The 26,558-nt window shown below is 39.4% G+C and carries 20 protein-coding genes and 3 tRNA genes; 6 read left to right on the top strand and 17 right to left on the bottom strand.

Translation table 11 applies throughout. The features are described 5' to 3' along the window. Positions 1–119 precede the first annotated feature (119 nt). Positions 120–2,894: an excinuclease ABC subunit UvrA gene (uvrA, locus tag NYR17_RS03730; protein WP_302506485.1), complete on the top strand. Its 2,775-nt coding sequence runs from the start codon at positions 120–122 to the stop codon at positions 2,892–2,894. Positions 2,895–2,988: 94 nt separating this feature from the next. Here the strand turns inward: uvrA and NYR17_RS03725 are convergent, their stop codons facing one another. The 3 genes from NYR17_RS03725 to NYR17_RS03715 form a co-directional block, all read right to left on the bottom strand. After that, entirely contained in the window at positions 2,989–3,528 is a 540-nt protein-coding gene (locus tag NYR17_RS03725; protein WP_302506483.1) for an IS1096 element passenger TnpR family protein, read from the bottom strand. A 98-nt stretch (positions 3,529–3,626) separates the two neighbouring features. Next, positions 3,627–4,646: a sensor histidine kinase gene (locus tag NYR17_RS03720; protein ID WP_302506481.1), complete on the bottom strand. Its 1,020-nt coding sequence runs from the start codon at positions 4,644–4,646 to the stop codon at positions 3,627–3,629. A 12-nt stretch (positions 4,647–4,658) separates the two neighbouring features. After that, complete coding sequence (locus tag NYR17_RS03715) at positions 4,659–5,336, bottom strand: response regulator transcription factor (RefSeq protein WP_302506480.1); 678 nt, start codon at positions 5,334–5,336, stop codon at positions 4,659–4,661. A gap of 201 nt (positions 5,337–5,537) precedes the next feature. Between NYR17_RS03715 and NYR17_RS03710 the strand changes: the two genes are divergently transcribed. Together NYR17_RS03710 and NYR17_RS03705 are read left to right on the top strand one after the other, a co-directional pair. Further along, positions 5,538–8,144, top strand: coding sequence for a TonB-dependent receptor plug domain-containing protein (locus NYR17_RS03710; RefSeq protein ID WP_302506479.1), 2,607 nt, complete (start codon positions 5,538–5,540; stop codon positions 8,142–8,144). A 26-nt stretch (positions 8,145–8,170) separates the two neighbouring features. Continuing rightward, positions 8,171–9,394, top strand: a complete 1,224-nt coding sequence (locus NYR17_RS03705; RefSeq protein WP_302506477.1) for a hypothetical protein — start codon at positions 8,171–8,173, stop codon at positions 9,392–9,394. Between the two features lie 47 nt (positions 9,395–9,441). On the opposite strand, the gene NYR17_RS03700 is transcribed toward NYR17_RS03705, so the two are convergent. The 10 genes from NYR17_RS03700 to NYR17_RS03655 all read right to left on the bottom strand — a co-directional run bounded on the left by NYR17_RS03700 (position 9,442) and on the right by NYR17_RS03655 (position 23,381). Next, complete coding sequence (locus NYR17_RS03700) at positions 9,442–10,386, bottom strand: hypothetical protein (RefSeq protein WP_302506476.1); 945 nt, start codon at positions 10,384–10,386, stop codon at positions 9,442–9,444. An 18-nt stretch (positions 10,387–10,404) separates the two neighbouring features. After that, positions 10,405–12,462, bottom strand: a complete 2,058-nt coding sequence (locus NYR17_RS03695; RefSeq protein ID WP_302506475.1) for a TonB-dependent receptor — start codon at positions 12,460–12,462, stop codon at positions 10,405–10,407. A 651-nt stretch (positions 12,463–13,113) separates the two neighbouring features. Next, a complete protein-coding gene (locus tag NYR17_RS03690) occupies positions 13,114–14,148 on the bottom strand; it encodes an NAD(P)/FAD-dependent oxidoreductase (RefSeq protein ID WP_302506474.1) in 1,035 nt (344 codons plus the stop codon). Between the two features lie 84 nt (positions 14,149–14,232). Then, positions 14,233–15,147: a gliding motility protein GldN gene (gldN, locus tag NYR17_RS03685; RefSeq protein ID WP_302506473.1), complete on the bottom strand. Its 915-nt coding sequence runs from the start codon at positions 15,145–15,147 to the stop codon at positions 14,233–14,235. A gap of 111 nt (positions 15,148–15,258) precedes the next feature. Beyond that, complete coding sequence (gene gldM, locus NYR17_RS03680; RefSeq protein ID WP_302506472.1) at positions 15,259–16,809, bottom strand: gliding motility protein GldM; 1,551 nt, start codon at positions 16,807–16,809, stop codon at positions 15,259–15,261. Positions 16,810–16,865: 56 nt separating this feature from the next. Then, positions 16,866–17,549, bottom strand: a complete 684-nt coding sequence (gene gldL, locus NYR17_RS03675) for a gliding motility protein GldL (RefSeq protein ID WP_302506471.1) — start codon at positions 17,547–17,549, stop codon at positions 16,866–16,868. 50 nt (positions 17,550–17,599) lie between these two features. Continuing rightward, positions 17,600–19,012 (bottom strand): gliding motility lipoprotein GldK, encoded by a 1,413-nt coding sequence (gene gldK / locus NYR17_RS03670; protein WP_302506470.1) that lies wholly within the window; start codon positions 19,010–19,012, stop codon positions 17,600–17,602. A gap of 217 nt (positions 19,013–19,229) precedes the next feature. Continuing rightward, on the bottom strand, positions 19,230–21,083 hold the full coding sequence (gene glmS, locus NYR17_RS03665; RefSeq protein ID WP_302506469.1) for a glutamine--fructose-6-phosphate transaminase (isomerizing): 1,854 nt from the start codon (positions 21,081–21,083) through the stop codon (positions 19,230–19,232). A gap of 6 nt (positions 21,084–21,089) precedes the next feature. Then, complete coding sequence (locus NYR17_RS03660; RefSeq protein ID WP_302506468.1) at positions 21,090–22,592, bottom strand: DUF4270 domain-containing protein; 1,503 nt, start codon at positions 22,590–22,592, stop codon at positions 21,090–21,092. 18 nt (positions 22,593–22,610) lie between these two features. Beyond that, positions 22,611–23,381: a glycogen/starch synthase gene (locus NYR17_RS03655; protein ID WP_302506467.1), complete on the bottom strand. Its 771-nt coding sequence runs from the start codon at positions 23,379–23,381 to the stop codon at positions 22,611–22,613. Between the two features lie 112 nt (positions 23,382–23,493). On the opposite strand from NYR17_RS03655, the gene panC reads away from it, so the two are divergent. Next, a complete protein-coding gene (gene panC / locus NYR17_RS03650) occupies positions 23,494–24,342 on the top strand; it encodes a pantoate--beta-alanine ligase (protein ID WP_302506466.1) in 849 nt (282 codons plus the stop codon). A gap of 89 nt (positions 24,343–24,431) precedes the next feature. Here panC and NYR17_RS03645 read toward each other — a convergent pair. From NYR17_RS03645 to NYR17_RS03635, 3 genes are all read right to left on the bottom strand, one after another. Continuing rightward, a tRNA-Lys gene (locus NYR17_RS03645) sits at positions 24,432–24,504 on the bottom strand. A gap of 19 nt (positions 24,505–24,523) precedes the next feature. Beyond that, positions 24,524–24,606 (bottom strand) — tRNA-Leu (locus NYR17_RS03640). An 8-nt stretch (positions 24,607–24,614) separates the two neighbouring features. Continuing rightward, positions 24,615–24,687, bottom strand: a tRNA-Lys gene (locus NYR17_RS03635). 103 nt (positions 24,688–24,790) lie between these two features. Between NYR17_RS03635 and NYR17_RS03630 the strand changes: the two genes are divergently transcribed. Continuing rightward, positions 24,791–25,318 carry a shikimate kinase gene (locus NYR17_RS03630; protein WP_302506984.1) on the top strand — a complete coding sequence of 176 codons (528 nt, stop codon included), beginning with the start codon at positions 24,791–24,793 and terminating at the stop codon, positions 25,316–25,318. On the opposite strand, the gene NYR17_RS03625 is transcribed toward NYR17_RS03630, so the two are convergent. Continuing rightward, a complete protein-coding gene (locus tag NYR17_RS03625) occupies positions 25,287–25,721 on the bottom strand; it encodes an RNA-binding S4 domain-containing protein (RefSeq protein ID WP_302506465.1) in 435 nt (144 codons plus the stop codon). The genes NYR17_RS03630 and NYR17_RS03625 overlap by 32 nt on opposite strands. A gap of 90 nt (positions 25,722–25,811) precedes the next feature. Between NYR17_RS03625 and NYR17_RS03620 the strand changes: the two genes are divergently transcribed. Then, positions 25,812–26,528 carry a hypothetical protein gene (locus NYR17_RS03620; RefSeq protein WP_302506463.1) on the top strand — a complete coding sequence of 239 codons (717 nt, stop codon included), beginning with the start codon at positions 25,812–25,814 and terminating at the stop codon, positions 26,526–26,528. Positions 26,529–26,558: the final 30 nt, after the last annotated feature.

The following is a 26,558-nucleotide window of genomic DNA, read 5'->3' as shown; positions in this document are numbered from 1 at the left end:
CATACAAAGGTAAATAAAATTGATTGTAGAAAGCAAATGATCAAAATTAAACTTCTTTAAATCTCGGATTTTGCTCAATTAAAATATCATCCTTATTTTTGTAGGCTTATTTGCTCGCTATGGATATTAAAAATCATATTTTCGTAAAAAACGCCCACCTCAACAACCTCAAAAACATTGATGTGCTGATTCCTAAAAACCAACTCGTAGTGATCACTGGAGTTTCTGGGAGTGGCAAGTCATCGCTCGCTTTTGATACCATCTATGCCGAAGGACAAAGGCGCTATGTGGAGAGTTTGAGTTCCTATGCGCGACAGTTTTTGGGGCGTTTAGAAAAACCTAAAATTGATGATATTAAAGGGTTGGCGCCTTCCATAGCCATACAGCAAAAAGTAATTTCCTCCAACCCACGCTCCACGGTGGGCACTTCTACCGAGGTGTACGATTACCTCAAACTACTGTTCGCCAGAGTGGGCAAAACTTATTCGCCGATTTCTGGAGAAGAGGTAAAAAAAGACACCGTAACCGATGTGATCCATTATATAGAGCAACATCCCAAAATTAACTTTCAGCTCTCGGCGCCTTTGGAATATAGCGTTTCGGATTTTGCACAAACGCTCAATAGCCTTAAAGTTTCTGGTTTTACACGCTTGGAAATCAATGGCAACCTTGCGGAAATTGAAGATTTGGAGAGCTTTAATTTTCAACCCGAAGCGGGGATGAATATTCAGTTGGTCATAGACCGTTTTGCCTATGAAGATGATGAGCATTTTCTGCAACGGCTGGCGGACTCTATCCAAACGGCGTTCTATGAAGGTAGAGGACATTGCCTCCTCAAAAATACAGATACTGGCGAAGTGAAGGCTTTTTCTAACCAGTTTGAGTTAGATGACATTTCGTTTTTGGAGCCTAATGTTCATTTTTTCAGTTTTAACAATCCTTATGGCGCCTGCCCTACTTGCGAGGGTTATGGCAAGGTCATCGGCATTGATGAAGATTTGGTGATTCCTAATAAAAACCTCTCCGTTTATGAAGATGCCGTGGCTTGCTGGAAAGGCGATAGTATGCGAGAATGGAAGTTAAAATTCATTAAACAAGCTCAAGATTTCCCCGTTCACAAACCTTATTATCAGCTGACCAAAGAGCAAAAACAATGGCTCTGGCGTGGCACTGGCAAGCGGAATTTCCCTTCCATTGACAACTTTTTTAGGATGTTGGAGGAGAACCTTTACAAAATTCAGTACCGCGTGATGCTCTCTCGCTACCGAGGAAAAACCACCTGCCCAGACTGCGAAGGACTTAGGCTCCGCAAAGAAACCGAGTGGGTGAAAATTGATGGGCACAACATCCAATCTATGATTGAGTTGCCGTTAGATGAGCTATTGCCTTTAGTTCAAAATCTAAAACTCAGCACTTATGAACAAGAGGTTGCCAAGCGCCTCCTCTACGAAATTACATCAAGGTTAGAGTTTTTGCTTAAAGTTGGGTTGGGTTACCTTACCCTCAACCGAACTTCCAACACGCTTTCTGGCGGCGAGAGTCAAAGGATCAACTTAGCCACCAGCTTGGGCAGTTCTTTGGTGGGCTCCATTTATATTTTAGATGAACCTTCCATTGGGCTACACTCCAGAGATACCGAAAATCTTATAGAAGTGCTCAAACAGCTTCGAGATTTGGGCAACACCGTTATTGTAGTAGAGCACGATGAGGACATTATGAAAGCTGCCGACTATATTATAGACATCGGTCCTGAGGCGGGCTATTTAGGCGGAGAATTGGTTTTCGCAGGTGATTTTAAAGCACTCAAAAATTCCAATAGCCTCACGGCGGAATACCTCACAGGGCGATTACAAATAGAAGTGCCCACCCAAAGGCGAAAGACAAAATCTTTCATCCAAATAAAAGGCGCAAGGCAGAACAACCTCAAAAATATTGATGTAGAAATTCCACTGGAAAATCTGGTGGTCATTTCTGGGGTTTCTGGCTCTGGCAAATCTACTTTAATGAAAAATATCCTCACCAACGAGGTTCAAATTCAGTTGGGGCAAGGTGGCAAAAAAGGCGATTATGACAGCGTTACTTTTCCGAAATCGCTCGTTCAGCATATAGAACTTATCGACCAAAATCCGATTGGGAAATCCTCTCGCTCCAACCCTGTAACTTATCTAAAAGCCTATGATGATATTCGGGATATTTTCTCCAAACAGCGCTCTGCAAAGGCGATGGGGCTACAGCCTAAGCATTTTTCATTTAATGTAGATGGCGGCCGCTGTGATGAGTGTAAAGGCGAGGGCGTGATTACCATTTCTATGCAGTTTATGGCGGATATAGAGCTGGAATGTGAACAATGCAAAGGCACGCGTTTTAAACCCGAGGTTTTAGAAGTTAAATTTGATGAGAAAAACATCGCTGATGTGCTAAATATGACGGTAGACGAAGCCATCCGTTTCTTTAGCGATAATGAACAGCCCAAAGTGGTTACCAAGCTGAAACCGCTTCAAGATGTGGGCTTAGGTTATCTTAAATTGGGACAAAGCTCCTCCACGCTTTCTGGCGGCGAGGCTCAGCGGGTTAAGTTGGCATCGTTTTTAGTGAAAGGGCACCATACAGACAAAACGCTTTTCATTTTTGATGAGCCTTCCACAGGCTTGCACTTCCACGATATTAAAAAGCTACTGACTTCGCTACAAGCGCTGGTAGAATTGGGGCATTCTGTAATTGTGATAGAGCATCAACCTGATATTATCAAATCCGCAGATTGGATTATAGACATCGGCCCTGAGGCTGGAAAACATGGCGGTAAAGTAGTTTTTGCAGGTACTCCAGAGGAATTGGCAAAGAATAAAATCTCAAAAACCGCCCCTTATATCGCTGAAAAATTAAATGAAAATTAAGTTTTTTCTCTCTTTCATTGTATTTTAATCATCAAAAAAGCCAACCGTAAATTTGCGGTTGGCTTTTTTGATTTTCAAGTATTCTTTATTGATTTTAGTAATAATCTTCGGTATCAAAACCATCATCAAAGCCTTCTTCGGCATCAAAATGGTCTTCTTCATCAAAGCCATCTTCAAACTCATCAAAATCATCAGTCATCATAATATGGGACGGTTTATCCGAAGATTTTGTAGGGGCTTTTAGTGGCATATTGCCATATCTAAACACCGTAATAGGGTAATTAACGGCAGGTTTTTCTTTCACATTTTCTAACAGCTCACAGTAGAATTCCCATAGATCAATAAAGCCGTATTTGAACAGCATTTTGCTACCTTTTTCGGGAAAAGCCTCGGTAATATAGATGTCAGACATAATCTCGCCATCGCCATCATCAGACATATCTTCTAAAGGAATGGCATTAAGCTCTGACCAATCTTCATCTGAAAAATAGAACGATGACAGCTCATCGCCTTGTAGGCTAAAAGCGCTTTTGATGCCGTTGTGCAAATTCCAAAGCGTTTGCTTCCCTCTGATTTCAATGTCCCTGAATACATTCTCCTTCGTGTCTAAAATAACTCTGATTTTACAAACCATAATCCTTAATAATTCTGCTTAAATTTCGTTTTCTAAAAATTTTCAGCAAATATAAAACAAATGAAATAGCAAGGAAATTTTTTTATTACTTTTTTTGTTTATGCTCGGTCCAATGAAAATATAAAACGTGTGCCTGACAGGTAACGGCTCTGCACTTCTATATTCTGACCGTGGGCTTCTAAGATGTGTTTCACAATGGCTAAGCCCAGCCCTGAGCCTCCTGCCCTTCTGTTTCGGCTGCTCTCCACGCGGTAGAAGCGCTCAAAAATACGAGGTAAAACCTCTGGCTTAATACCCATTCCGTTGTCTTTTACTTCTATCATCACCTTTTGTCCTTCCCCATTTACGCTGACTTCTATTTTGGCTTCATCTCGGTTGGCGTAGTATATTGCATTGGAAATCAGGTTGATGAGCACTTGTAGAATTTTTTGCTTATCGGCGAGAACCATCGTGGGTGCGGTATTTTTTAAGATGAGTTTGGCTTCCTTTTTTTCGGCTTCTATGTCCAATAAATCAAACACCTCTCGGATAACGGCATTAATTTCAAAAACGGTGTAATTGAGGGTGATTTCGCCCATCTCTAAGCGGTTGATCATATCTAAATCTAACACGATATTGAGCAACCTTTCAATGGATTGATTGACACGCTGCAAGTATTTATCTCTGATGTTTAGATCCTCCACACCACCATCTATCAGGGTTTCCACATAACTTTGAATGGAGAACAGCGGCGTTTTCAGTTCGTGGGAAACATTTCCAATGTACTCTTTCCGATATTGCTCCATCGCCTTCATCATATCTATTTCTGTGGTGGCTTTTTCATTAAGCCCAGAGATGCGCTCGCTGAGTTCTTTAAAGTTCATTTCCTCGCCTTGGGTGGCTATTTCATCAGGTAAAATGTGGGACATTTGTTTGATTTTCTTTCGCCCATAAGACTGGAATAAATAGTTGACCACGCCATAATTGAGCAAGAACATCACGAGGAGTGCCAGTGCCATCATATAGCGTTTTTCCATGGTCCAGCGGTAGGTGTTCAGGTATTCAAATAGGAAAACCACGCCCACCATGGTCAGGGTGAGGAAAAAAGCGGCTAAAAGGCTAAGCGTATTGGGTTTCATAGAATTTTTGGGCTACAGCGTGAGTTTATAGCCTACACCTTTTAATGTTTGTATGATTTTAGAGCCTAATTTTTCTCTGAGCCTGCGGATATGGACATCTATGGTGCGCTCTCCTACCACCACATCATTCCCCCAAACTTTTTCTAAAATCTCCTCTCTTTTAAAGACTTTATCGGTATTAGAAGCCAAGAGGGAGAGCAAATCAAACTCTTTTTTAGGCAGGATAAACTGCTGCCCATCTTTGGTCACACGGAAGCTATCTCTATCGATTTTTAAACTCCCCAAAGTTTGGATTCTGTTCTGGTGTTCCACTTTTTGGGTCAAGTTCATCAGGGCGTTAATTTTGGAAATAAGCACCTTGGGTTTTATCTGTTTGATGATGTAATCGTTAGCCCCCGCCTCATAGCCTGCAAGCTGGGAAAATTCCTCGCCACGCGCTGAAAGAAACACGATTAAGGTATGTTCCAGCCCACTGATTTTCCGTAAATCTTGGCAGGTTTCTATGCCATCTTTCTCGGGCATCATCACATCTAATAAGATAAGATGTGGCTGCATTTTTTTAGCTTTCTCTATGCCTTCTAATCCGTTATTCGCCACCTCTACGGCGTAGCCTTCTTTCTTCAAGTTATAAGAAATAACCTCCAAAATATCGGGTTCATCATCGATGAGGAGAATTTTTTTACCTTTCATTGATTCATTTTATGATTAGCCAAAAATACTATTTTTTTCCGACTGTCTGATGCTGCATCTCGGTTTTTAACATTAAGTTCATATAGCCCCAAATCCGTTAAACATTTTTTAAAATAAAGTTCATTTTTATGAAACAAGGTTTATGGCAGAAGTGCTGTTATTTTGCAGCAACCAAAAAATAAATCTGAAAAAAGAATCTCAATGAAAACGCATCAGTTAAGCCTTGCCGCCTTATTTTTATGCTCCTCCACAGGAGTATTATGGGGGCAAGAAGTCAGAAAAGACAGTTTAAAACAGGAAAAAACCATACAAAGCGTACAGATCACAGCCTCCACCAATAAGAAAACCGAAAAAGCGATTTTACAAGCCATCAAAAAATCCAATGTGCAGGTGCAAGCCATCGGTGCGGAGGAAATCTCTCGGAAGGGTATTTCTAATGTGGAACAGAGCTTAACCAAAATCACAGGGATTACCACTGTGGAGGGTAAAGGGCTCTTTGTGAGAGGGTTAGAAGAGAGATATAACACACTACTCATCAACGGGTTAGGTTCGCCATCTAATAATCCCTTCCAAAAAATCATCGCGCTGAAACAGTTCCCTACCGATGTGGTGGGCAAGCTGAACATCTACAAAACCTTTAATGCCGATTTGTATGCGGATTTTGCGGGTGCCACCTTTGATATAGAAACGCTGACTTTTGAAAAACCTTTTACCAAAGTAGAATTCAGCATTGGTATAGATACGCAATCTACGCTAAAAGATGGTTTTAAAATCAGCCAAAATGCCAATACTTTTAACGGCTATTTAGGGCTCAATGCTCGGGATAGACAGCTGCCACAGGAGGTTAAGGGCTACCGACCTTCCAACTTTATATTTAATGCGCAACAGAGTGTGCACGCCTTTAAAGACAGCTGGAATGTAGACCAAATTAAACCGCTACCGAATTCGGAGATTTCATTTACTACGGCACAGCGGCTGAGCACCAAGGGCGGCAAGTTGGGCTTACTCCTCTCCCTAAGCCAAGGGCAACAGTACCAATATCAGGAAGGCGAAAGCAACCTTTTGCAATTCTCTGGCTCCAGCATTGTTTACAACAATAAACTTATCAAAAAGGAATACGAGTACGAAACCCAATCTTCCGTGCTTTTGGGCTTAGACTACCACACGAAGAAAACCCATATTTTGCTCAATGGTATTTTTCTACAAAACAGCATCAATATGATCCAAGATCATTTTGGATACATAGACCAAGGCAACTCTGGGGAAGGACTTTTTAGAGTCAATCAGCAAGATATTTCCAGATTTTTAGATTTGCAACTTATCGGCTCTCAAAAATTGGGAGAGCGCCACCAGCTCAAAGCGGGCATCAGTTGGGTAAATAATGTGTATCAGCAACCCGATAGGAAGATTTTTTCAGGAAATCCATCAGCGCAGAACTCAGAGCTCATCAGTTTAAGTTACGGCGGTAACAACCTCATTAGACAGTATTTAGATGTTAATGGCAAAAATTATCTTTCGGCATTGGCAGAATATCAGCTGAAATTAGGGCAGAAAAATGAAAAAAACGCCTACCCTATTGTCCTGACCTTGGGCTATAACGGCTGTATGGACAGGCGGAGCACTTCTTATCGCTTTATCTATTCGGTGTATGATATCAATGCGCAACCTTCGGACAGAACTGTACTCATCAACCCAGATACGCCGCAAGCCACCTTTGACCAATCGGCAACCCAAGGCGCTTTCTACTACCGCGAAGGCTCTACTTCTGTATACCGAAATCATATGTATCAATTTGTGAATGCAGGTTACCTAAGCTTCCACTACAAGCCTTCCGAAACTTGGGATATCCTTTTGGGCGGTAGATTGGAGCATAATATCAACCTCACGCGGTATAAAGAGCTCGCCCAGTCGTTCAACAGCCCTTACCTTAATTTGAGTAGAAATCAGTATTATTTTCTGCCCTCTTTATCGGTGAAGAAGGAACTCACGGCACAGTCTAACCTCAGATTGGCATTGAGCAAAACCTTAACCAGACCCGTTCTTATAGAATATATGCCCATCACTTACATCAACCCAAATAACGAAAATATTTTAGGAAATCCACATCTTCAAAATAGTGAAAACTACAATTTGGATTTAAAATATGAGATTTTCCCATCTAAAGAGGAAATGCTGGCTGTGGGTGTTTTCGGTAAGAGAATAGTCCACGCCATAGAAAAATCTTATACCGCTTCTGCCAATTCCGATGGGCAGACCATTACCTTTTTTAATGCACAACACGCCGATGTAGCGGGTGTGGAAATAGAAACGCTATTGAACCTTAGCCGAATTTCGGAAAGCCTTAGCAATTTTTCTTTCGGATTTAATACCACCCTGATGTATACCAATGTGGAACGCAGCGCAGAAGAAATGAGCCAAGAATCTGACCGACAGAAAACGCTCAAAAGAGGACTACAAGGCGCCGCACCGTGGAGCATCAATGCGGATTTAAAATATCAAACCAAAAACCGTAACAACCTGCCACAAACCCTCTCTTTGGTGTACCAAGTTTCTGGTTCTAAAATCCATACATTGGGTTCTATCGGGATAGACCATGTGTATGAAAGACCGATGCATCAGCTGGATTTGGTGTATCAAAAAACCTTTTCTCAACAATGGAAAGCCAAATTGAGCGTGCTCAACATCCTCAACAATCAGTACCGATTAGAATATGGCGACAACAGCGATGTACCTGTGAAAGCCAACCTTATCCATACCAATTATATGAAAGGTACACGCTTTAACCTTTCATTAGAATACACATTTTAAACCTTAAACTATTAAAAATTATAAAAATGAAACATTCTTTTTTAAGCCTTTATGCCTTAAGTTTGGCTTTAACTCTGAGCTCTTGTACCGTGGAAATTCGAGAAGATCAAGACATTGCCACTCAAAATCAAAACCCTACGCCACCTTCATCAGAAGGGATCATGCAAGGTTCGGGGACTTTATCAGGTACCATTACCAAAGATTTGCTCATCAAAAAAGGAAATTATCAGTTGGAAGGTGTTGTAAAAGTTACCGATGGCGTAACGCTCACCATAGAAGCTGGCGCTAAATTCACGGCTAATTCTGCTATGGGCAGTAGCTTGGTGATTTTGCAAGGGGCAAAAATCAATGCGCAAGGCACTGCCGAGCAACCGATTGTTTTTACCTCTGACCACCAAACGCCAGGCGATTGGGGCGGTATAACACTCTATGGCAAAGCTCCTATTATGGCGAGCAATGGCGCTACCACCGCTATTTCTGAAGATGGCAACAACCTTTCCTATGGCGGTAACGACCCTGCCGACAGTTCTGGCGTAATGAAATTTGTTCGCGTGGAATATGGTGGCAAAAAAATCGGCGATGGCAAATCAGAAACCAACTCTATGACTTTTTACGCCGTAGGGGCAAGCACTGTTTTGGAAAACTTGGTATCCTACAAAGGCACCGATGATGGCTATGAGTTTTTTGGCGGTACCGTAAGTGCTAACAATTTGGTTTCTTACGGTAATTTTGATGACGCTTTTGACTGGCAAGATGGTTGGGCTGGACTTAACAATACCAATTGGTATGCTTATCAAACTAAAATCGGGAATTTTGGAATGGAAATAGAAGCCTCTGCCAACAAAGACAACACGGCGCCGAAAATCAATGGCATTACCCTCATTAGAGAAGCCAATACCACACCTGAAAAAGAGGGTTCTGCAGAAATTTCTGCCATTCAATTTAAAAAACAAGGTTCTGGAATTTTTAAAAATGTGTATATTAATGGCTATCAAGATATGGGCGGACAGAAAGCTTATGCGGTGCTTATTCAAGATGAAGACACTCAGAAAAATCAAGTGGAAAGCGGTAAAATTAGCGTATCACCGATCCAAGTGCTTCATTCCTCCCACCCCGATACTTGGGGCTATGCATTTGGTTTTAATCAGCCTAAAGCCATCACCCAAGATCCTAATGTGACCAAAGTAAAAATGGTTAGCGGTGCGTGGGCTATCGTAGATGGTGTAGACCTCCTAAAAGGACTTCAATAGTTCTTCCTTTTTCTATTTATAAGTTTTTTAAAAGCACTGGTGCTCGTTTATAACCAAAAAGGGCTGCCCTCTGGGTCTAACTCAAAAATTAAATTATACATTTCTTCTATCTCTTCTACCGTAGCATTAAACGCGGCGGCGGCATCTGGGAAGAAATAATCTCTTTTCAGCTCTTCTGTTTCTTGTAAATTGATACTGGAATAAATATTCACAGGAATTTCCAAAGATAAATCCGAAGCCGAAAAAAATGAATTGACTTTATCATTAAAATGATATGGCTGATTGGTATTTTTATTCAGTTTGTTGTCTACTTTAAAATGAGCTAAGACCACTTTTAAATTAAATTTTTGATAATATGTATTACTAGGGATAGTAATGTACCCCTTAAGTCCTATCGGATCTTTTGCCGAAGGATTACTGGCATCCCATTGGCGTTTCCTGATTTTCACCTCATCAGATTTAGGATTATAATCTTGGTCATAAGGGTCTGTATCACGGTAAACATAATTAAAAAGGTAAGGCTTGGTGGGGTCCTTTCGGCTCCCTGCTTTGGTCGCGACTACATCTTGAGCATAGAAAAAATGCTGATGAATTTTTGCCATATCGCCATCTACAAATTCATGATTCATCAACTCTCCTTTGTTATTATAATAATTGATAATCAATGCATAAGAGTTACCACCTAAAAAATAAATCGGCTGATCTGTATCTGCCACCACATTCCCTTCTTTATTATAAGAGAAAGTGATTTTTTGGGTTCGTTTAAAATATTTAATATGGTCAGGATAATCTGGATCGCCGTGAAAGGTTTCACCGTGTAAATGGCCTTCTTTAAAGATAAACTCCACTTTTGCCCACTCGCCATGACCTTTGTCAGTCACTTCATTAGAGGGTGTTACTGGGTGATCATCTCTGTTGCAAGATTGTAATCCTAAAGTTAGCGCTATTAAAAATATAGCCCAAAGTTGTGGTAAAGAAATGTTTCTTTTCATAGTTAAAAATATTTATAGTTAAAAATTGATTGTCATTTTCAGTTGAATATCTAAGCCTCTACCGTGTGCAAAATATTTAAAATGATCGGTATAACTTTTATACAATTGATTGGTTAAATTATTCACTTTCAGAAGAATAAAGCAAGTTTTGTTTTGATGATAATAAAACTCACTCCCCAGTTGTAGCCCTAATAAATGGTAAGCACTGGGCGGTGTGTCCGTAAGATCTTGCTGAGGATCAAACCGATGCTGCTCTGCATAATAACGATGGTTGAGAGAAATATAAAACTGTTTCATTATAGAATTCGGCACATACCATAGAATTTCTTGATAAGTTGACAATGGCGGAACCATCGGTAAATAACCTTTTGTTATTACATCATTGGCTATAGTTAATGCAGCATTAGCATTGTATTCCAAAATAGTTGTAGGTTGCCATTTCACAGTAATATCGCCACCTCGGAACAAGGCTTGGGTTTGCACCATATTAAATATAAAAGCTGGACCAGAAAACAATTGTTTATATTGCCTCTGTGGCTTGGTATAAATATAGTTTTTAATCGGTTGAACAAAAGCTGATATTCCAAATGAAAATTTAGGAATTTGATATTCTAATTTATTCGTCCATTTAAGCCCTCTTTCCGATTTTAAATCAGTATTGCCCACATAATAAATGGGCAAGCCGTGCTCCTTTCCATTAACATAAAGTTCGTAGGGTTCTGGGCTTCGCCACGCCATTCCTAAATCTGTTAGATAATGCCAATGTTGGTTGAACTGATAGTCTAAAACTACATCATAGGAAAAATTAGAGAATGATTTTTGCCCACCATACAAATCACCTAACCAATTATAGCCCAATGCATTAGTAGATCTATAATCATACCTCATTCCTAATGATGCCTTCCATTTATTTTTTTGAAAATCTGATATTATATAAGCTCCATAATTATGTAATTTATAATTAGGAATAGTTGGTGCCACCCCTGTTCCTGCCTTATTATAATTATTTTGATTGAGGTACTGCACCCCCATTTTCGTAGAAAAATTTGGTTTTTGGTAGAGCCAAGCACCCTCCAAATGATGGGATTCTAAAACTAAATCTTGGGTAGGAATAGAAGTTCTATCCCCTCGCCTGATTTCAAATTCCTTTCTTAAATTCTTCTGAAAATGGTACTTAAGTTCTACTTTATGTTGGGTATTGAACTGAATTTGTCCTGTGTAATTCAATACCCAATGCTCCACATTTTGCTTAGGCGCTTGGATTTGATATGAAAAAGGCAGTGTTTCCGTTGGTTGCCCCAAAAGAATTCTATCCTGTAACTCATCGGTATTACCTGTTGAAGCGCCATAAAAAACACCATTCTGTGCGGTCAGTTTAGACAAGGCGATTTTACTTTGAAACCCATTTGACCGATACCCCAACGTAGCGGCGGTGTTGTGCTGATAAATCCCCGTATTATTAACATAATAATCCCTTGTTTTATAATCGCCAGCCCGTTGATAACTTTGCTGAACTTGCCACGCCCACCGATTTTTGAAACTTCCTTGGAGCGTCGCATTGAGCATTGTTCTTCCATCGTTGGAACTCCCTGCAAGCCCTACACTACCTTTCAATTTTTGAGTATAAGACCATTTTTTGGGCTCCAATAAAATAACGCCTCCCAAAGCCCCCGCACCGTATTGAACGCTTTTAGCACCTTTAATAATTTTGATATGTTGAAACTCAGAAACATCAGCATCTATGCTATGCTGGTCAGACCAATCTTGCCCTAACAACTTTACACCATCCGCTACCACCAAAATTCTATTATTTTTTAATCCTTCAATAATGGGTTTAGAAATTTGGGCACCAGACTGAACCATTTCGATCCCTGGAGTATGGCTAATGGCATCTGCTAAAGAGCCACCGACATAGGTTTTGGCAATATTATTATGATGCGTAATATTCCCTATTGGCATACCTTTGCCAATACGAATGGTATCTATGGTTTTAGTTTTTATATCCGTTTTTTGGGAGAAAACTACCAAAGGCATACAAAGCCCTAACCACAACAACATTTGTTTATTTTTATTCACAATGTAACTGTTTAAATTATGAAATATCTAAAATAGAAATCTCATTATTATCGAGAAAAATCAAGTAGAAAATTGAAATACAATATATTAAGATAATGTATTAAAATATCTTGAATATAAAGTATTTTTCAATTTTAAGTATAAATCAATAAAAAAATCTAAGCTATAGGCGGACCCCTATATTGAGTATAAGAAATATAAGATTTAAAGTAATCATTTGAACCATACAATACTTTTTTTTCAATTTTACAATCAAAAAAACATAATGGTTCTAAATATTCTGGAAGAATATAAGGTGAGAAACAAAATACATCTTTATGGTACTCATGTTTGCTAAAATGTGAATCATGATGGCATTTCCCTAACAAACAATCATCAACATTCGTCTCTTCACTCAGTTGGCAGTGTTCAATTGTATTATGTGATGATGTAGTAGGCAACATAGCGCTGTAGCACACCAAACGAAGTAGTGCTAGAGCGAACACAACCCAATACAATCTAAAAAGCGATTTTTTATCTGTCATAAAATAACGGCACAAATATACACATTTCGTTATTTAATCAAAATGAAATAGAGCTTAAAATAAAATTTATAATATAAATCTCTCAATATGAATATTTTATTTTTTAACTGAAATTATACAGCCAAAACTAAAACCGTTGCCATAGCACCTCTTTGGGTAATGGTTGTTGGTATTCTATAAACCGATAAAGCCATTCCGAAAAATAGCAACCGTTCAAAACGCCTCTGGCGCCCAATCCATTGAACACATAGAGTTGCGGAAAGTCCTGATGAGCCCCTAAAAGCGGTCGGCGATCTTTTACCGTGGGTCTAAAACCATAATGGACAGCGGTGATGCGATAATCGTGAGGATAAATGGCTTCTAAGCCAGATTTTAGCTGTGCCACGGCGGTTTCATCAATGTCTTGCGAGGTCGCCTCACGGTCGTAGGTACCGCCATAATAATAACCGCCCTGACTTAGTGGAAATAAAAAATGTTTCTTCTTAATCGTCTCCGCCGAAGGTAGCTGTGTGGAAAGTTCAAGGCTCAAATGATGCCCTTTGTTGGCGTGAACCGCGATATTTTTAAAATAAGGATTTTCCAAAACGCCCATTCCTTCTGCAAAAATGAGATGCCGATAATGAAAGCCTTCATAAGTTTGAGCTTCTGGATTAAGTTTTTCATAATCAAAAGCCGCTTCAACTAAATATTGTTTATTTTTAAGATAATCTAAAAATATGCTAAAAAATTGTGAAACATTCAACCTCGCTGATTGCCAAACTTCACCCGTGCCAAAGGGATTTTCTATGCCTTCCAAAGTTTTAAAATCAGGATTGAGGAAAGGTTGCAATTCTGGATGCTTGGCACGCTTTTTTAGCCATAATTCTTTCTCTTTTTCATCGTGGAAAATACGATGGATAGGCTCTTCAATAAGAAAATCTTCATGGAGATAAGTTTTCATTTCTCCCAAAGTTTGCCGAAGTTGGTCTAATTGCTCTTGTGCTTTCCAAAAGGTCGTAAATTTCTTTAAAACCACAGGATTAACAATACCTGCCGACACTTGCGAAGCGCCTTTTTTCCCCGAAGAGTAAAGCTTAAAACTATGTTGGTTTTTGATGAGCTGATGGGCAAAAAACAAAGCCGCATAACCATCTCCCACAATGATATAATCTACATTTTCCATTTGAAACTGGTGTTAATTTAGCAAAAAACCCTAAGAAAAGCCTCAGGGTTTTAGATATCAAAAAGTTATGAATTTAAAAAATGATTAGTAATTCCACATATCATTTTCCATTTCCAAAATTTGGTTTTTAATCCTGTCGCTTTCTTCTAACTGCGCTTCGGCATCGTTAGGGATGTAATCTTTAATCACACCATTCCCCATACCATTTTCAGATTTATAGATAATAGAAGAAAATCTTCTGGCATTCAGAATATCATCAAAACTGATGTCTGACGATAAATTTTTGTTATTGAAAACCGTGGCGTTGGCTGTGATTTCTCTGGCATCTGGATAGAATACCCAGAAAAGATCAATCAGTTCTTCTTTATCTGCGAACTGCTGCCCCATGGTCTGTGGATCTGGTCCCATAGCTGCGATGCCCAACAAACGGTATTTCATCTGTCCATCTCTACGGTCTATGTACCACATCCCTTTGATTTTAAGCAACTTAACTTGATCAGATTTCGTTTCAAAAACATCGGTTCCAGCTTTTTTATCTTCCTCAGAGATGGTCTCACCGCTATTGATTTTATCGATCAACCAATCCGAAGTTACCACACGGCTCATTCTTTGCTGAATTTGCTCTGGAGAAAGCCTTACTGTAAATATTTCATCATCATAAACTTCTTTAATTTTACCGCTATTGATGCCATCTAACAACAACTGATAAAGGGATTTATTCTGAGAAACCAAACCATCAGAATTATAATAAAATGGCTGATTGATTTTCTCATTCATATCAATAATCTCCCAAACCACCATACTTCTAAGGATGTCTTTATCTTCTATAAAGCCGTAGTTTAGAGGCTCCACACGCGTAGAAACGATGGAATCTCCTACTTTCTCTTTATTTTCTTCTCTCAATCGGCGGAATTCCTCTGGAGATTTGGCATTCAGAATATTCTGTGCCCATGTAAAACCAGAAGCCAATAGCAAAGTGCTTAAAATGATTTTTTTCATCTGTATCTATAATTTTTTAAGCGGTACAAAACCTCCATAGTCAGATCTCCATAGAGATTTTATACGCTGCTTTAATTTTATTTTTACCTTCCGTGCCTTCTGGCACTTGTTTTATTGTACATTGATCACCACAGGTGAAATGTTTTTCAGCATTTGTCCTCCTAAGCCAGAAGCCGTTGCCTGAATATCATAAACATAGACCACATCTCCCGCTCTTAGGTTAGCCGTTTGTCCCGCAATAGAGCTTAGATTATTCCCACTCACAAAAGCGGCGGCTTTACCTGGTACTTTCACACGGAAGCCCGTTACAGTGAAGCTCACAGGGAACTCAAAATCTGGAATAGCTGCCGATACCGTTTGGTTCTTAATAGAACTTGCTGGCATAGACACCACATTTTGCCCTCTAATTTGCCCCTGAGGTGCAGGCACACTCTTCACACGGAAAGGGAATGTCGCCGTAGTAGCTTTACCATTCGGTAAAGTTCCAGAAACGGTAATATTGACCATATTCCCAGCGCCTGGGCGAATCACCCATTTGCCTCTACCTCCAGAAACCGAAGCTCCTGCTGCAGAGAGTTTAACCGCAGAATTATCTACGCCCAACATCGTGGCAGAAACGGGGTTATCTACACCGCGATAAAGGACATTCATTTTATCCGCAGATACCACTGCACCGCTTTGTAGCGCTACTTCTTTAGGCCCTGCTATTACACGATATGAGTGAGAAAACGGCAGTTTAATTTCTTTATTGTTGGCATCTAAAAACTTGATTTCGCCATTGAATGTAAAATCACCTACCGAGCTGGTATTGAGCGCCTTAAATCCTTGACCATTCGCTGTTCTATCTACACCAGAAATGGTCATTCCAGGTACAGAACTGGCATAGGTGCCCACCACCACTTTCGCTTCCGCTTTGTCGCCTTGTAAGATAACCGTTGGTGCAGCTACAATGGCTTCAAAAGCGTTGAACTTGATATCGGCATCTACTTTTTCTTTCAACATATTGGCTAACGCATCTGACTGCAAGTTTCGAGCTTCAGACTGGATCACCTCTAAATTGGCTAATGCTGCCACCAATGGTTGGTTATAAAATTTAGACAACAACCAATCTTTACCTCTTACTTTATCCGTGTTGAAAGAGGTGTTGGCTCTCTCTATAATCGCTTTGTTTTGAGCATTTTTAGGGAAAATCTGGAGTGTGGTTTTCTTCACATCTTCCATTAAAGATTTTAATGTTGCTGCATTTTTGCTTGGGCTATTTTCATTCGCTTTATCGAAGAAATAGAGCGTAGAAGCATCTGTATTGTTTAAAGCATTGAAATTAAAATCTTGATTGCCCTTCTCCTCACCTGCAAATTTTTGCATTTCTAACTTTGAACCTTCAATGAATTTCACCAAAGCATCTAGCTTGATTTTCAGTTGTTTATACTGTTCATAAGGTTGAGAGAAAGAGTCTGGAGAGTTTTCTGCTTTCTGCTGAAGGGTTTCTTCAAATATTTTATTTTTAGACTGCGTCAGTAGCGTGCTCTCTCTTAATGAGTCTTTGGTATCATTATAAGAGCGGATGATTTCCTGGTTAATCTGCATTGCCAACATTGCAATGAAGACCAAATACATCAGGTTAATCATCTTCTGACGCGGAGATAATTTTTCTTTTGCCATTTTAGTTTCTTTGGGTTAAAAAATTAAATTTAAAAACTGTGATTGAAAAGAAAAAATTACCCTTTCATCGCATTGAGCATACCGCCATACACTCTGTTCAAGTGGTTAAGATTAGAAGTCAATCCGTCTAATTCTTGGTTAAACTTCTCTGACTGCTCTGCTGATTTCTTTAAATCTGCCACATATTTCTGGTGGTAGTCCGCTTGAGATTTGCCATGCTCTAATTGTAATGCATACAAAGCATTGATGCTCTCTAAATGGCTGGCTGCCAATGTTAATTGGTCGCTATATTTTTGGGTAGAAGCCGTTACATCTACCGTTTGGTTAATTTGATCAACAGAAGACGAGAATTTATCAATCCCTGATTTTAGTTTTTCAAATAATTGAACATCTAATCTGGCTTCTGACAGCATTTGGTCTAATTTTTCAGAAAGCGAAACTTCTAATTTTTTCACTTCTTCCGTTTGTGCTGCTAAATTTTTTCTTGGTTTAGGTTGAGCATTAGGATCTATCAACTCTGGATATACATTTTCCCAAGCATATTTTTCCTCTTCTGCTGGTGGATTAAAGGCATATAATAAGAAAATTAAAGCCTCGGTAATCAAACCTGCACCTAAAATCCAATTGGGGTTAACCAGTCCGCCCAAAGTGGTATGCGTCATTTTAAAAAACGCCCCTAAAATAACGATTGAAGCCCCTATAGAATAGATAAAGTTCAATGTTTTGTCGCTTAATTTCATAATGTTAAAAAGTTATTGTTGTTGATTGATATGTGTTGTCTTTTAATTTCTTATTTTGATTTCCTTTTAAATCTTGCTGTTCCTTCTGGGATATCTTGTACCGTTCTAAACCCGATATAACTTCTCGCAGAGTCTTTTCTTTCCCAATCTCTGTAGCCCGTCATTAGCAAGTAGCCTACATCTTTCCAAGAGCCACCACGCACAGATTTTTTAGTATCACGATAGGCTTGTGTTGATAGATAAGGGTTGAGCGTAGATGAAAACTGATAGGTGGAATTGTTGTACGGAGATTCTGTCCATTCTGCCACATTCCCTGCCATATCGTAAAGCCCAAAACCATTTTTAGAGAAAGATTTTACAGGCGCGGTATAGGTATAAGTTCCTTTTTTCTCATCTTCTATATAGTTTCCTCTTTTCGGTTTGAAGTTGGCTAAATAACAACCTCTATCATCCATTAAATAAGGACCTCCCCACGGATAAGTAGCGTTCTCTTTGCCTCCTCTGGCAGCGTATTCCCACTCGGCTTCGGTAGGTAAGCGGAATGCCATAGGCGTTATTTTTCTTTTCTTAGATTTTTTGCTATCATCTCTTTTAGCCTTAGTTTTATAGTCGCAGAATGCTCTTGCTTGATCCCAAGTCACGCCTACCACTGGATAATTTTTATAAGCTTGATGCCAAAAATACCCATCATATAAAGGTTCATTATAAGCATAGTTGAAGTCTTTCATCCACACAGTCGTATCTGGATATACCGCGATGCTTTCTTTTTTGAGGTAGTTGGTGCTTCTCTTGCCGTCTTTTACCGCAGATTCCATATCTTCCCACTGATAAGCGTATTTTAATTTACGCGTGTCTATCAATCTTTCGTTGTTAATACGTTCTGCTGGTGGTAAATATAACGACTCTATCACCTCTGCATATTGCACATCAGGATAGTCGGAAGTGTTCCATTTTAAAGGTACGCTCCAGTCCAAACGCTTAGATTCATTATAACCATCTCTGCCGCCTTGAGATTCTAAATATTCTTGGTAAGCATTTGCATTGCCATCTTTTTTAGCCAGATAAGCATAATCCGAAATCCCAGTACCATTACCCCCACCAGAGGTTACATCTCCTGCCGCTTCGGCTAAGAGTGTTCTCGCGATGGAATCCCGAACATAGTTGATAAATAATCTGTACTGCGCATTAGTCACCTCCGTTTCATCCATAAAGAAAGAAGAAACGGTTACGGTTTTTAGAGGTGCTTTTTCTGGCATATTGGTGTAATCCATATCCGCCATACCCATTACAAAAGAACCACCAGGAATAGCCACCATACCATAAGGGCGCTCCGCCACAAAAGACTTAGACTTACCTTTTGGGATTAAATCCCCCTTGGTGTCAGGTTTTCCAGAAGATTTTCGCCCTCGAGAACACGATACCGCCAACGATGCGGAAAGAAGTACTAAAAATATTTTTTTCATCCGATGATGTTTATTTATTATGATAGATTTTATCTTATTAATACGCTTTATTTTCAGCGTGTAAAGATAAGTATTTTTTTTAATTTAAAAAATCTATTTTCTATTTGCTAAACGATATTTTACGCTAAATATTTTTTCTAACTAAAAAAATAGGCTTTTATTCCTTCTGAACAACAAGGTCAGCAAAAAATAAAAGCCTATCTGTATTAAAATAAATTTATTCTACAGTAACAGATTTCGCCAAGTTTCTCGGCTGGTCTACATTGGCACCTCTATATACAGCGATGTAGTACGCCAACAATTGCAACGGTACCGATGCTACAATCGGTGAGTAACATTCCGATGTTTCTGGGATTTCTATCACATAATCTGCCATAGAAGCCACTTGCTCGTCGCCTTTGGTTACCACAGCGATCACCTTCCCTTTTCGGGCTTTAATTTCCTGAACATTGCTCACCACTTTATCATAATGCTTATTTTTAGGCGCAATGATAACGATAGGCATATTTTCATCTATTAAGGCGATAGGACCGTGTTTCATCTCGGCGGCTGGGTAGCCTTCGGCGTGGATGTACGAAATCTCTTTCAATTTTAAAGCGCCCTCTAACGCCGCTGGGAAGTTGTAGCCTCTTCCTAAATATAAAAAGTTGGTCGCTTCCACAAAATCTTTGGAAATTTCCTTCACATAATCGTTGGTATCCGCTAAAACTTCTTCTATTTTTTTCGGTAAAGCATCTAATTCGGTAATCAATCTCATAAACTCCTGATTGCCAATATTGCCGTTGTGTTTTCCTAATTTTAAAGCGATAAGGGTCAAAATGGTCAATTGCGCCGTGAATGCCTTAGTGGATGCCACGCCAATTTCTGGACCTGCGTGGGTGTAAGACCCTGCATCTGAAAATCTGGCGATGGAAGAATCCACCACATTACAAATTCCATAAATAAAGGCACCTTTTTTCTTCGCCATTTTAATGGCTTCCATCGTATCTGCCGTTTCCCCTGACTGAGAAATAGCGATCACCACATCTTTATCCGTGATGATGGGGTTTCTGTATCTAAACTCTGATGCATACTCCACTTCTACGGGGATTCTGGCAAATTCTTCAATGAGATATTCTCCAATCAAACCTGCGTGCCAAGAGGTACCACAAGCGATAATGATGATGCGGTTGGCGTGGGTCAGTTTTTCTAAATGATCCCAAATTCCTGCCATTTTAATGATGCCCTCATCTACCAACAAACGCCCTCTCATCGTGTCGTGGATGGATTTTGGTTGTTCAAAAATTTCTTTAAGCATAAAATGCTCGTAGCCTCCTTTTTCAATTTGCTCAAGGTTGAGTTTAAGCTCTTGGATGGCGGGGTCTATTTTAGAATTGTCTTTAATGGTGCGGATTTCCACGCCTTTGTCTAAAGAAATGGTAGCGATGTGCCCTTCCTCTAAATAAATGGCTTCTTTGGTAAATTCCACAAACGGCGAAGCATCTGATGCGATAAAATATTCTCTATCGCCCAAGCCAATCGCCAAAGGAGAACCTAAACGCGCCGCCACCAAAAGGTTGGGATGATCTTTGTGCATCACGGTAATCGCATAGGCGCCATACACTTCGTTTAATGCATAACGCACGGCTTCAGAAAACTCTAAATCTGGGCGAGTATCGGTAAAATATTGAATTAAATTCACTAAAACCTCCGTATCCGTTTCGGACTGGAAAGTGTAGCCTTTTTCGGTGAGCATGGTTTTAATGGTGTCGTAGTTTTCAATAATTCCATTGTGTACCAATGCCACTTTTCCGTTATTAGAAATGTGCGGATGCGAATTTACATCGCTCGGCACGCCGTGTGTTGCCCATCGGGTATGCCCCATTCCGATATGCGAGGTATTTCTCAAATCTTCAGAAATAGCCACCAAATCTGAAACTTTACCTTTGGTTTTCTTAACTTCAAAGAGTTCTTGCGGCGTTTCTAACACCACCCCAGCACTATCATAACCACGGTATTCTAATCTTTTAAGTCCATTGATTACGATTTCATAAGCATCTCTATGCCCTGTGTATCCTACTATTCCACACATAATGTTTTATTTTTTAGCGTAAATGATATTAAGTTTTACTTTGTTGGTATCCGTTGTTTTAGAGCCTACTAAAACCAAACGCTGTGGCGCATAAGCTCTCGTATTGTAATTTTGACCTAATAAAAGCCCTTGGTTACTATAAATATAGTCTCCGATGTTGAGAACTAAATCTCTATTTTCGGCTTCTTTTTCTATGATGTTTTTTAAAGTCTGCGTAATGCTAAGATCATAATAGGCTGGATTTTTATCCAAATCATAAGATTTAATCAAACTGAAACCTCCTAAGCTGGAAAATGCCGCCATATCTGATAAAAACTCATTCAAATTAGCATATTTAACTAAAAATCTCGATGGTTTTTCATATGAATTGCTCCAAACGCTGGCATCGGTATAGAATCTTATTTTGGCTGATAGAATCCCTATTTTATCCTCTTTATATTGTTTTTTAATTTCCGAAATGGTTGCGGCAGGAATTTTCAGAACTGCCCCTGCTCCACCCATCCCTTGGAGGTACAAACGCTCATCGCCTTGGGTTTCATCAATGTTGTTCATTGCGGTTTGATAAGCCGTAGGACGCTGATAATCAATTTGGTTAAAATGCACATTCCCCGAGCCTAAATTAAACTGATACAAAGCCGCCGTTTTGGTGGTGGTTCCATTATTGGTCACATCGTGAGAGTAATACATTTTAATGGTCACATTGTTTGGCGAAAAGTTAAAAATATAGCCATCATTCTCGGCAACAGAAATTTTAACCCCTTTAAAATATCTGATAAAACTCGCCACATCTTGAAGATCAGCGCTGTTGTGTTGGTCTACAATTTTAGTTTGAAAAAAGTTCGTATTCAGAGGAATTCTTATCGCCTCATCTCGGCTAAACACCTCTTTTCCTTCTGTTTTAGAAGTGATTTTAACAGAGTTTACCTTTCCGTTAAACTCATAAGAACCCAATTCCGTACCTGTATTAACTCTAAAATCAGAATAATATTTTTTATCCGTTGAGTAGAGAAAATCATTCACTTCATGGACTTTAAGGGTAATTTTTTGCGTTTTACCGTATTTTTTAACAGGGTAAGTGGTCACCACTTTTTTAACATCTTCGCCGTTGAATTTTGCGTTTTCATCGGTTACTGTGGTGGCAGAATCCGAAACATAATTCGGTTTAATTTCTAAAGTCACCGAATCTACCTTGGCATTAACGCCAAAATCTGGGCTATAACTGCTGAGCCTTACTTGGGTCACATAATCGGATTTTTGAAGTCCAAAATTAGACTCATCAAAAGCGCCCAAAGTGGCTTGTGTGAGCTTAGAAGCATCAGATTGTATGGTATCGTGATGGTTTAAATGATAAGCCACCACATCATAACTCTGGGTAGCGCCATCGGTGGTATTATCCACAAAAAACTGTGTTCCTAAGTTATCCGCATCGGACTCACAATTCACTAAGACCAAACTTCCAAAACCTGCTATCAGCAATGGTTTCAAAACTTTTTTTATGTTCTCTATCATTGATTTTTAAATGTATTTTTAGTAAATAGTTCCCATTTCTTCTGGGTTAATGTACTCTTTTTGTGTGGCTTTAGCCTTCTCAAATCTGGAATAAAGCTCATCCACAAGGAATTCATCGCCTTTCACGATGATATCTACCAAGTTCATTCCTTCTTCTATAAAGCTATGAGTACTTGGTGACTTGAGCGCTTTCACTTTAGACATATTGTCAAATTTAAACTTCTCTAAAATGCTCGTTGCCAGCTGTAAATCATCTTCATTATAAACGGAAAGCACAAATTGGGTATCATCAAAATAAGAATCATTCTTATAATAATGCTTGAGGTAAATTGGAACGAAAGCCGACATCCAGCCGTTCAGGTGCACCACATCTGGCACCCAGTTGAGTTTTTTAATCGTTTCTATCACCCCTCTTGCGAAGAACATCGCCCGTTCATCATTATCTTCATACGGCTGCCCATCTTCGTCTTGGTAATCAAATTTTCTTTTAAAATAATCCTCGTTATCAATAAAATACACCTGCAGGCGTTCTCCAGGTAACGAAGCGACTTTGATAATTAAAGGTTGGTCTAAATCATTGATAATAATATTCATACCAGAAAGGCGGATCACTTCGTGCAGTTGGAATTTCCTCTCGCTAATGTAGCCAAAACGCGGCATAAATACACGAACATCATTACCCTCATTATACATTGTAAGTGCCATTTTGTTTACCGCCATAGACATCGTCGTATCTTCGTGATAAGGAAACATCTCTGTGGTAACATATAAAATTCTCTTATTTGGCATAATTTGTTTTTTTGTCTTTTTTTGAAAAAGATTGTTATTATGCAAAAATACAAAATTTTAAACTAATAAAATGGTATTAACATTTTTTTATAATTTTGGCGAAACAAATTTTATGAAAATATTACGCAATAAAACCGCCTTAGCCGCCTATATTTCGGAAGCTAAAGCCTCAAAAAAAAGCATTGGGTTCGCCCCAACTATGGGCGCCCTGCACCAAGGTCACCTCTCGCTATACGAAGCCGCAAGACCTGAAAACGACTTGGTGATTTCCTCCATTTTCGTGAATCCCACCCAGTTCAACAACCCTGAAGATTTAGAAAAATATCCCAGAACCATAGAGGAAGACCTCAAAAAATTAGAAGATTCTGGCTTGGTAGATGCCGTTTATATCCCAGAAATTTCCGACATTTACCCAGAAAAAGCCGTAGCGAAATCTTACGATTTTGACGGATTAGAGCAAGAAATGGAAGGCAAAATGCGCCCTGGACACTTTGATGGCGTGGGCACCGTGGTGGAAAGTTTATTCTCGCAAGTGCAACCCGACCGTGCTTATTTTGGCGAAAAAGATTACCAACAATTGGAAATCATCAAAAAATTGGTAGAAAAACAAAACTTACCCATCCAAATTTACGGCGTTCCTATTTATAGAGAAGCCAACGGATTGGCAATGAGCTCCAGAAACCAAAGACTTTCCGCCACCGAAAGAGCGGAAGCCAGTATTATTTTTCAAACCTTAACCCAAGTTAAAAACGACTTTAAAACCCTGAGTATTCCAGAGATTAAACAAAAAGTAGAGGCTATTTTTAAAGCTCAACCCCAATTTGATTTGGAATATTTCCTTATCGCTGATGAGGCTACTTTAAAAGAAGTACAAACCACAGAACCCCACCGAAATTATAGAGCTTTCATCGTAGTGAATGTGGGTGGCGTGCGGCTCATAGACAATATGCCTTTATCATAAAAAAAATCAAAAGCCTTCCGAGATGGAAGGCCTTTGAACACCAAATCACAAAATATTAATATGAAAAAAATTTACTTTTCAGCAAATCGTGACTCGGCTGGGATTCGAACCCAGGACCCATACATTAAAAGTGTATTGCTCTACCAGCTGAGCTACCGAGTCGGTTGTGATTTTTTCTGTGTGCCTGCGACTGGATTCGAACCAGCACATCCTTAGGATACCACCCCCTCAAGATGGCGTGTCTACCAATTTCACCACACAGGCTTCAATAGTGACTCGGCTGGGATTCGAACCCAGGACCCATACATTAAAAGTGTATTGCTCTACCAGCTGAGCTACCGAGTCTTACTCCAGAACTGTGATATTTTATCCGTTCCAAAAGTGGTGCAAAGATACAGATTTTTTTGTTATCTCAAAATTTTTCTGCAATTTTGTTTAAAAATATATGATGATTATTTCCCTATTAGGCTATATGGGCAGCGGTAAAAGCCACATTTCCAAATTATTAAGCCAAAAAATCAATTTTGAATTTTTAGATTTAGATGCTTATATTTCTCAAGATTTTGGGGCACCACTCCCCGAAATTTTCGCCCAAAAAAGTGAAATTTTCTTTAGAAAATTAGAAAAAGAAGCCTTAGAAACGGTGCTCACCAAGCCCAAAGATTTGGTTTTGAGCCTCGGTGGTGGCACGCCTGTCTATTATAATAATATAGAAACCATCAATCGGCACTCTGTGAGCATCTATCTGCGGACTTCCGTTGGCACCCTTGCCCAAAGGTTAGCGCAAGAAAAAGCGCAGCGCCCACTGATCGCCCGCCTTGCAGATGAAGACCTCTCCGAGTTCATCGCGAAACATCTTTTTGAGCGACAGCCTTATTATAGCCAGGCTCAAATCATCATAGATACGGATGGCAAAACGCCAGAAACCATCGTTCAAGACATCATCAATCTTCTTCCTCTAAAAGTGGAGCATTAAAGAAATCGTCCCAGTCATCATCGTTAAATGTGGCGTCTTCCCCTGCCATAAACTCGGACATCTCTCTGCGGTCTTTTTTGGTGGGGCGCCCTTCGCCTTTTTGGCGGTAATAATCTTGGGACATTTTCCGTAATTTAAGGAGTTCATATTGCTCTTTATCGGTCATATCCTTAATGTGAAGCGGCACCAACTTAGCCCCTATCCTACTTTTAGGAATCTGAATAACCTTAATTTTATAATCAATTTGATTTTTTCTAATCTTAATTTCATCACCTTCTACCACCTCCTTAGAGGGCTTTGCAAGCTGTTCTCCCACCCAAACGCGGTTCTTTTTAATCTCTTCCGTAGCGATACTTCTGGTCTTAAAAAAGCGAACACTCCACAAAAATTTATCTATTCTCATATTTTATTTCTATTTTTGCTGTCGGAACAAAACAATTGAATGGGCAATTTAGCAAATTGTATTCTAATAAACAAAGATTTCAGTTAAAGTATGAAAAAGAATATTTTATTTAGCCTCTTGGCTTTAAGTCTAGCTACAACAGCTTGTAGAAAAGATGATAACAATACGGTGGAAACGGTGGAAATCGGTACTCAGAACGATTACGACACCCAAGCCATCCAGCAATTTCTTAAAGATAACTATTTTGATAGCAAAGGGAAAATCGTGGCTTTTAAAGAAGATGATACCGCTGATGACAACGAAAAACCGCTCTCTGACTACAACCCACAAACTTTGGCTAATGGTACTGTTTACATCATCAACCCGAATGCGCAACCTGCCGCAGGCAAAACCATTTTGGAGAATGATAGCATCAGCCTAATGCACAAAACCATCACTTACACGGCAACCAATGAAAACGGTGTGATCAAATTGAGGAGCGCTTATCCTTTCTTTGATACCGTAGATAACAGCGGCGTTCCACAGGATGATCCTTCTTTTTATTATGTAAAAAAATCGGTTTTAGAAAAATCTGGGAAAACTCGGGGTTATTACGAGATAGAAGGGTTTAAAGAAGCATTGCAAAAATTCACCAGTTTTGATCAAGAGTCTGATGCCCCTTACCATATGCAAGGCGTGATTATTGTGCCTTCCAGAGCGGCATTTGCCCGTGATCCTCATTTTAATTATGTAGGCTATTCTCTGAATGACAGAACTTTTGTGTTCAACTTCCAAGTTTATAAAGCTAGCCCACGAATTTCGGACTAATTGTTAAAACTTAATACTATAATTATGGAG

This window comes from Riemerella columbina (assembly GCF_030517065.1).
Classification (GTDB): Bacteria; Bacteroidota; Bacteroidia; order Flavobacteriales; family Weeksellaceae; genus Riemerella; species Riemerella columbina_A.
This window is presented reverse-complemented; position numbering and strand designations above follow the sequence as displayed.

Bases quoted from the DNA above. Each gene is read 5' to 3' on its own strand.
- uvrA (WP_302506485.1), top strand. From the start codon at position 120: ATGGATATTAAAAATCATATTTTCGTAAAAAACGCCCACCTCAACAAC.
- NYR17_RS03725 (WP_302506483.1), bottom strand. From the start codon at position 3,528: ATGGTTTGTAAAATCAGAGTTATTTTAGACACGAAGGAGAATGTATTC.
- NYR17_RS03720 (WP_302506481.1), bottom strand. From the start codon at position 4,646: ATGAAACCCAATACGCTTAGCCTTTTAGCCGCTTTTTTCCTCACCCTG.
- NYR17_RS03715 (WP_302506480.1), bottom strand. From the start codon at position 5,336: ATGAAAGGTAAAAAAATTCTCCTCATCGATGATGAACCCGATATTTTG.
- NYR17_RS03710 (WP_302506479.1), top strand. From the start codon at position 5,538: ATGAAAACGCATCAGTTAAGCCTTGCCGCCTTATTTTTATGCTCCTCC.
- NYR17_RS03705 (WP_302506477.1), top strand. From the start codon at position 8,171: ATGAAACATTCTTTTTTAAGCCTTTATGCCTTAAGTTTGGCTTTAACT.
- NYR17_RS03700 (WP_302506476.1), bottom strand. From the start codon at position 10,386: ATGAAAAGAAACATTTCTTTACCACAACTTTGGGCTATATTTTTAATA.
- NYR17_RS03690 (WP_302506474.1), bottom strand. From the start codon at position 14,148: ATGGAAAATGTAGATTATATCATTGTGGGAGATGGTTATGCGGCTTTG.
- gldN (WP_302506473.1), bottom strand. From the start codon at position 15,147: ATGAAAAAAATCATTTTAAGCACTTTGCTATTGGCTTCTGGTTTTACA.
- gldM (WP_302506472.1), bottom strand. From the start codon at position 16,809: ATGGCAAAAGAAAAATTATCTCCGCGTCAGAAGATGATTAACCTGATG.
- gldL (WP_302506471.1), bottom strand. From the start codon at position 17,549: ATGAAATTAAGCGACAAAACATTGAACTTTATCTATTCTATAGGGGCT.
- gldK (WP_302506470.1), bottom strand. From the start codon at position 19,012: ATGAAAAAAATATTTTTAGTACTTCTTTCCGCATCGTTGGCGGTATCG.
- glmS (WP_302506469.1), bottom strand. From the start codon at position 21,083: ATGTGTGGAATAGTAGGATACACAGGGCATAGAGATGCTTATGAAATC.
- NYR17_RS03660 (WP_302506468.1), bottom strand. From the start codon at position 22,592: ATGATAGAGAACATAAAAAAAGTTTTGAAACCATTGCTGATAGCAGGT.
- NYR17_RS03655 (WP_302506467.1), bottom strand. From the start codon at position 23,381: ATGCCAAATAAGAGAATTTTATATGTTACCACAGAGATGTTTCCTTAT.
- panC (WP_302506466.1), top strand. From the start codon at position 23,494: ATGAAAATATTACGCAATAAAACCGCCTTAGCCGCCTATATTTCGGAA.
- NYR17_RS03630 (WP_302506984.1), top strand. From the start codon at position 24,791: ATGATTATTTCCCTATTAGGCTATATGGGCAGCGGTAAAAGCCACATT.
- NYR17_RS03625 (WP_302506465.1), bottom strand. From the start codon at position 25,721: ATGAGAATAGATAAATTTTTGTGGAGTGTTCGCTTTTTTAAGACCAGA.
- NYR17_RS03620 (WP_302506463.1), top strand. From the start codon at position 25,812: ATGAAAAAGAATATTTTATTTAGCCTCTTGGCTTTAAGTCTAGCTACA.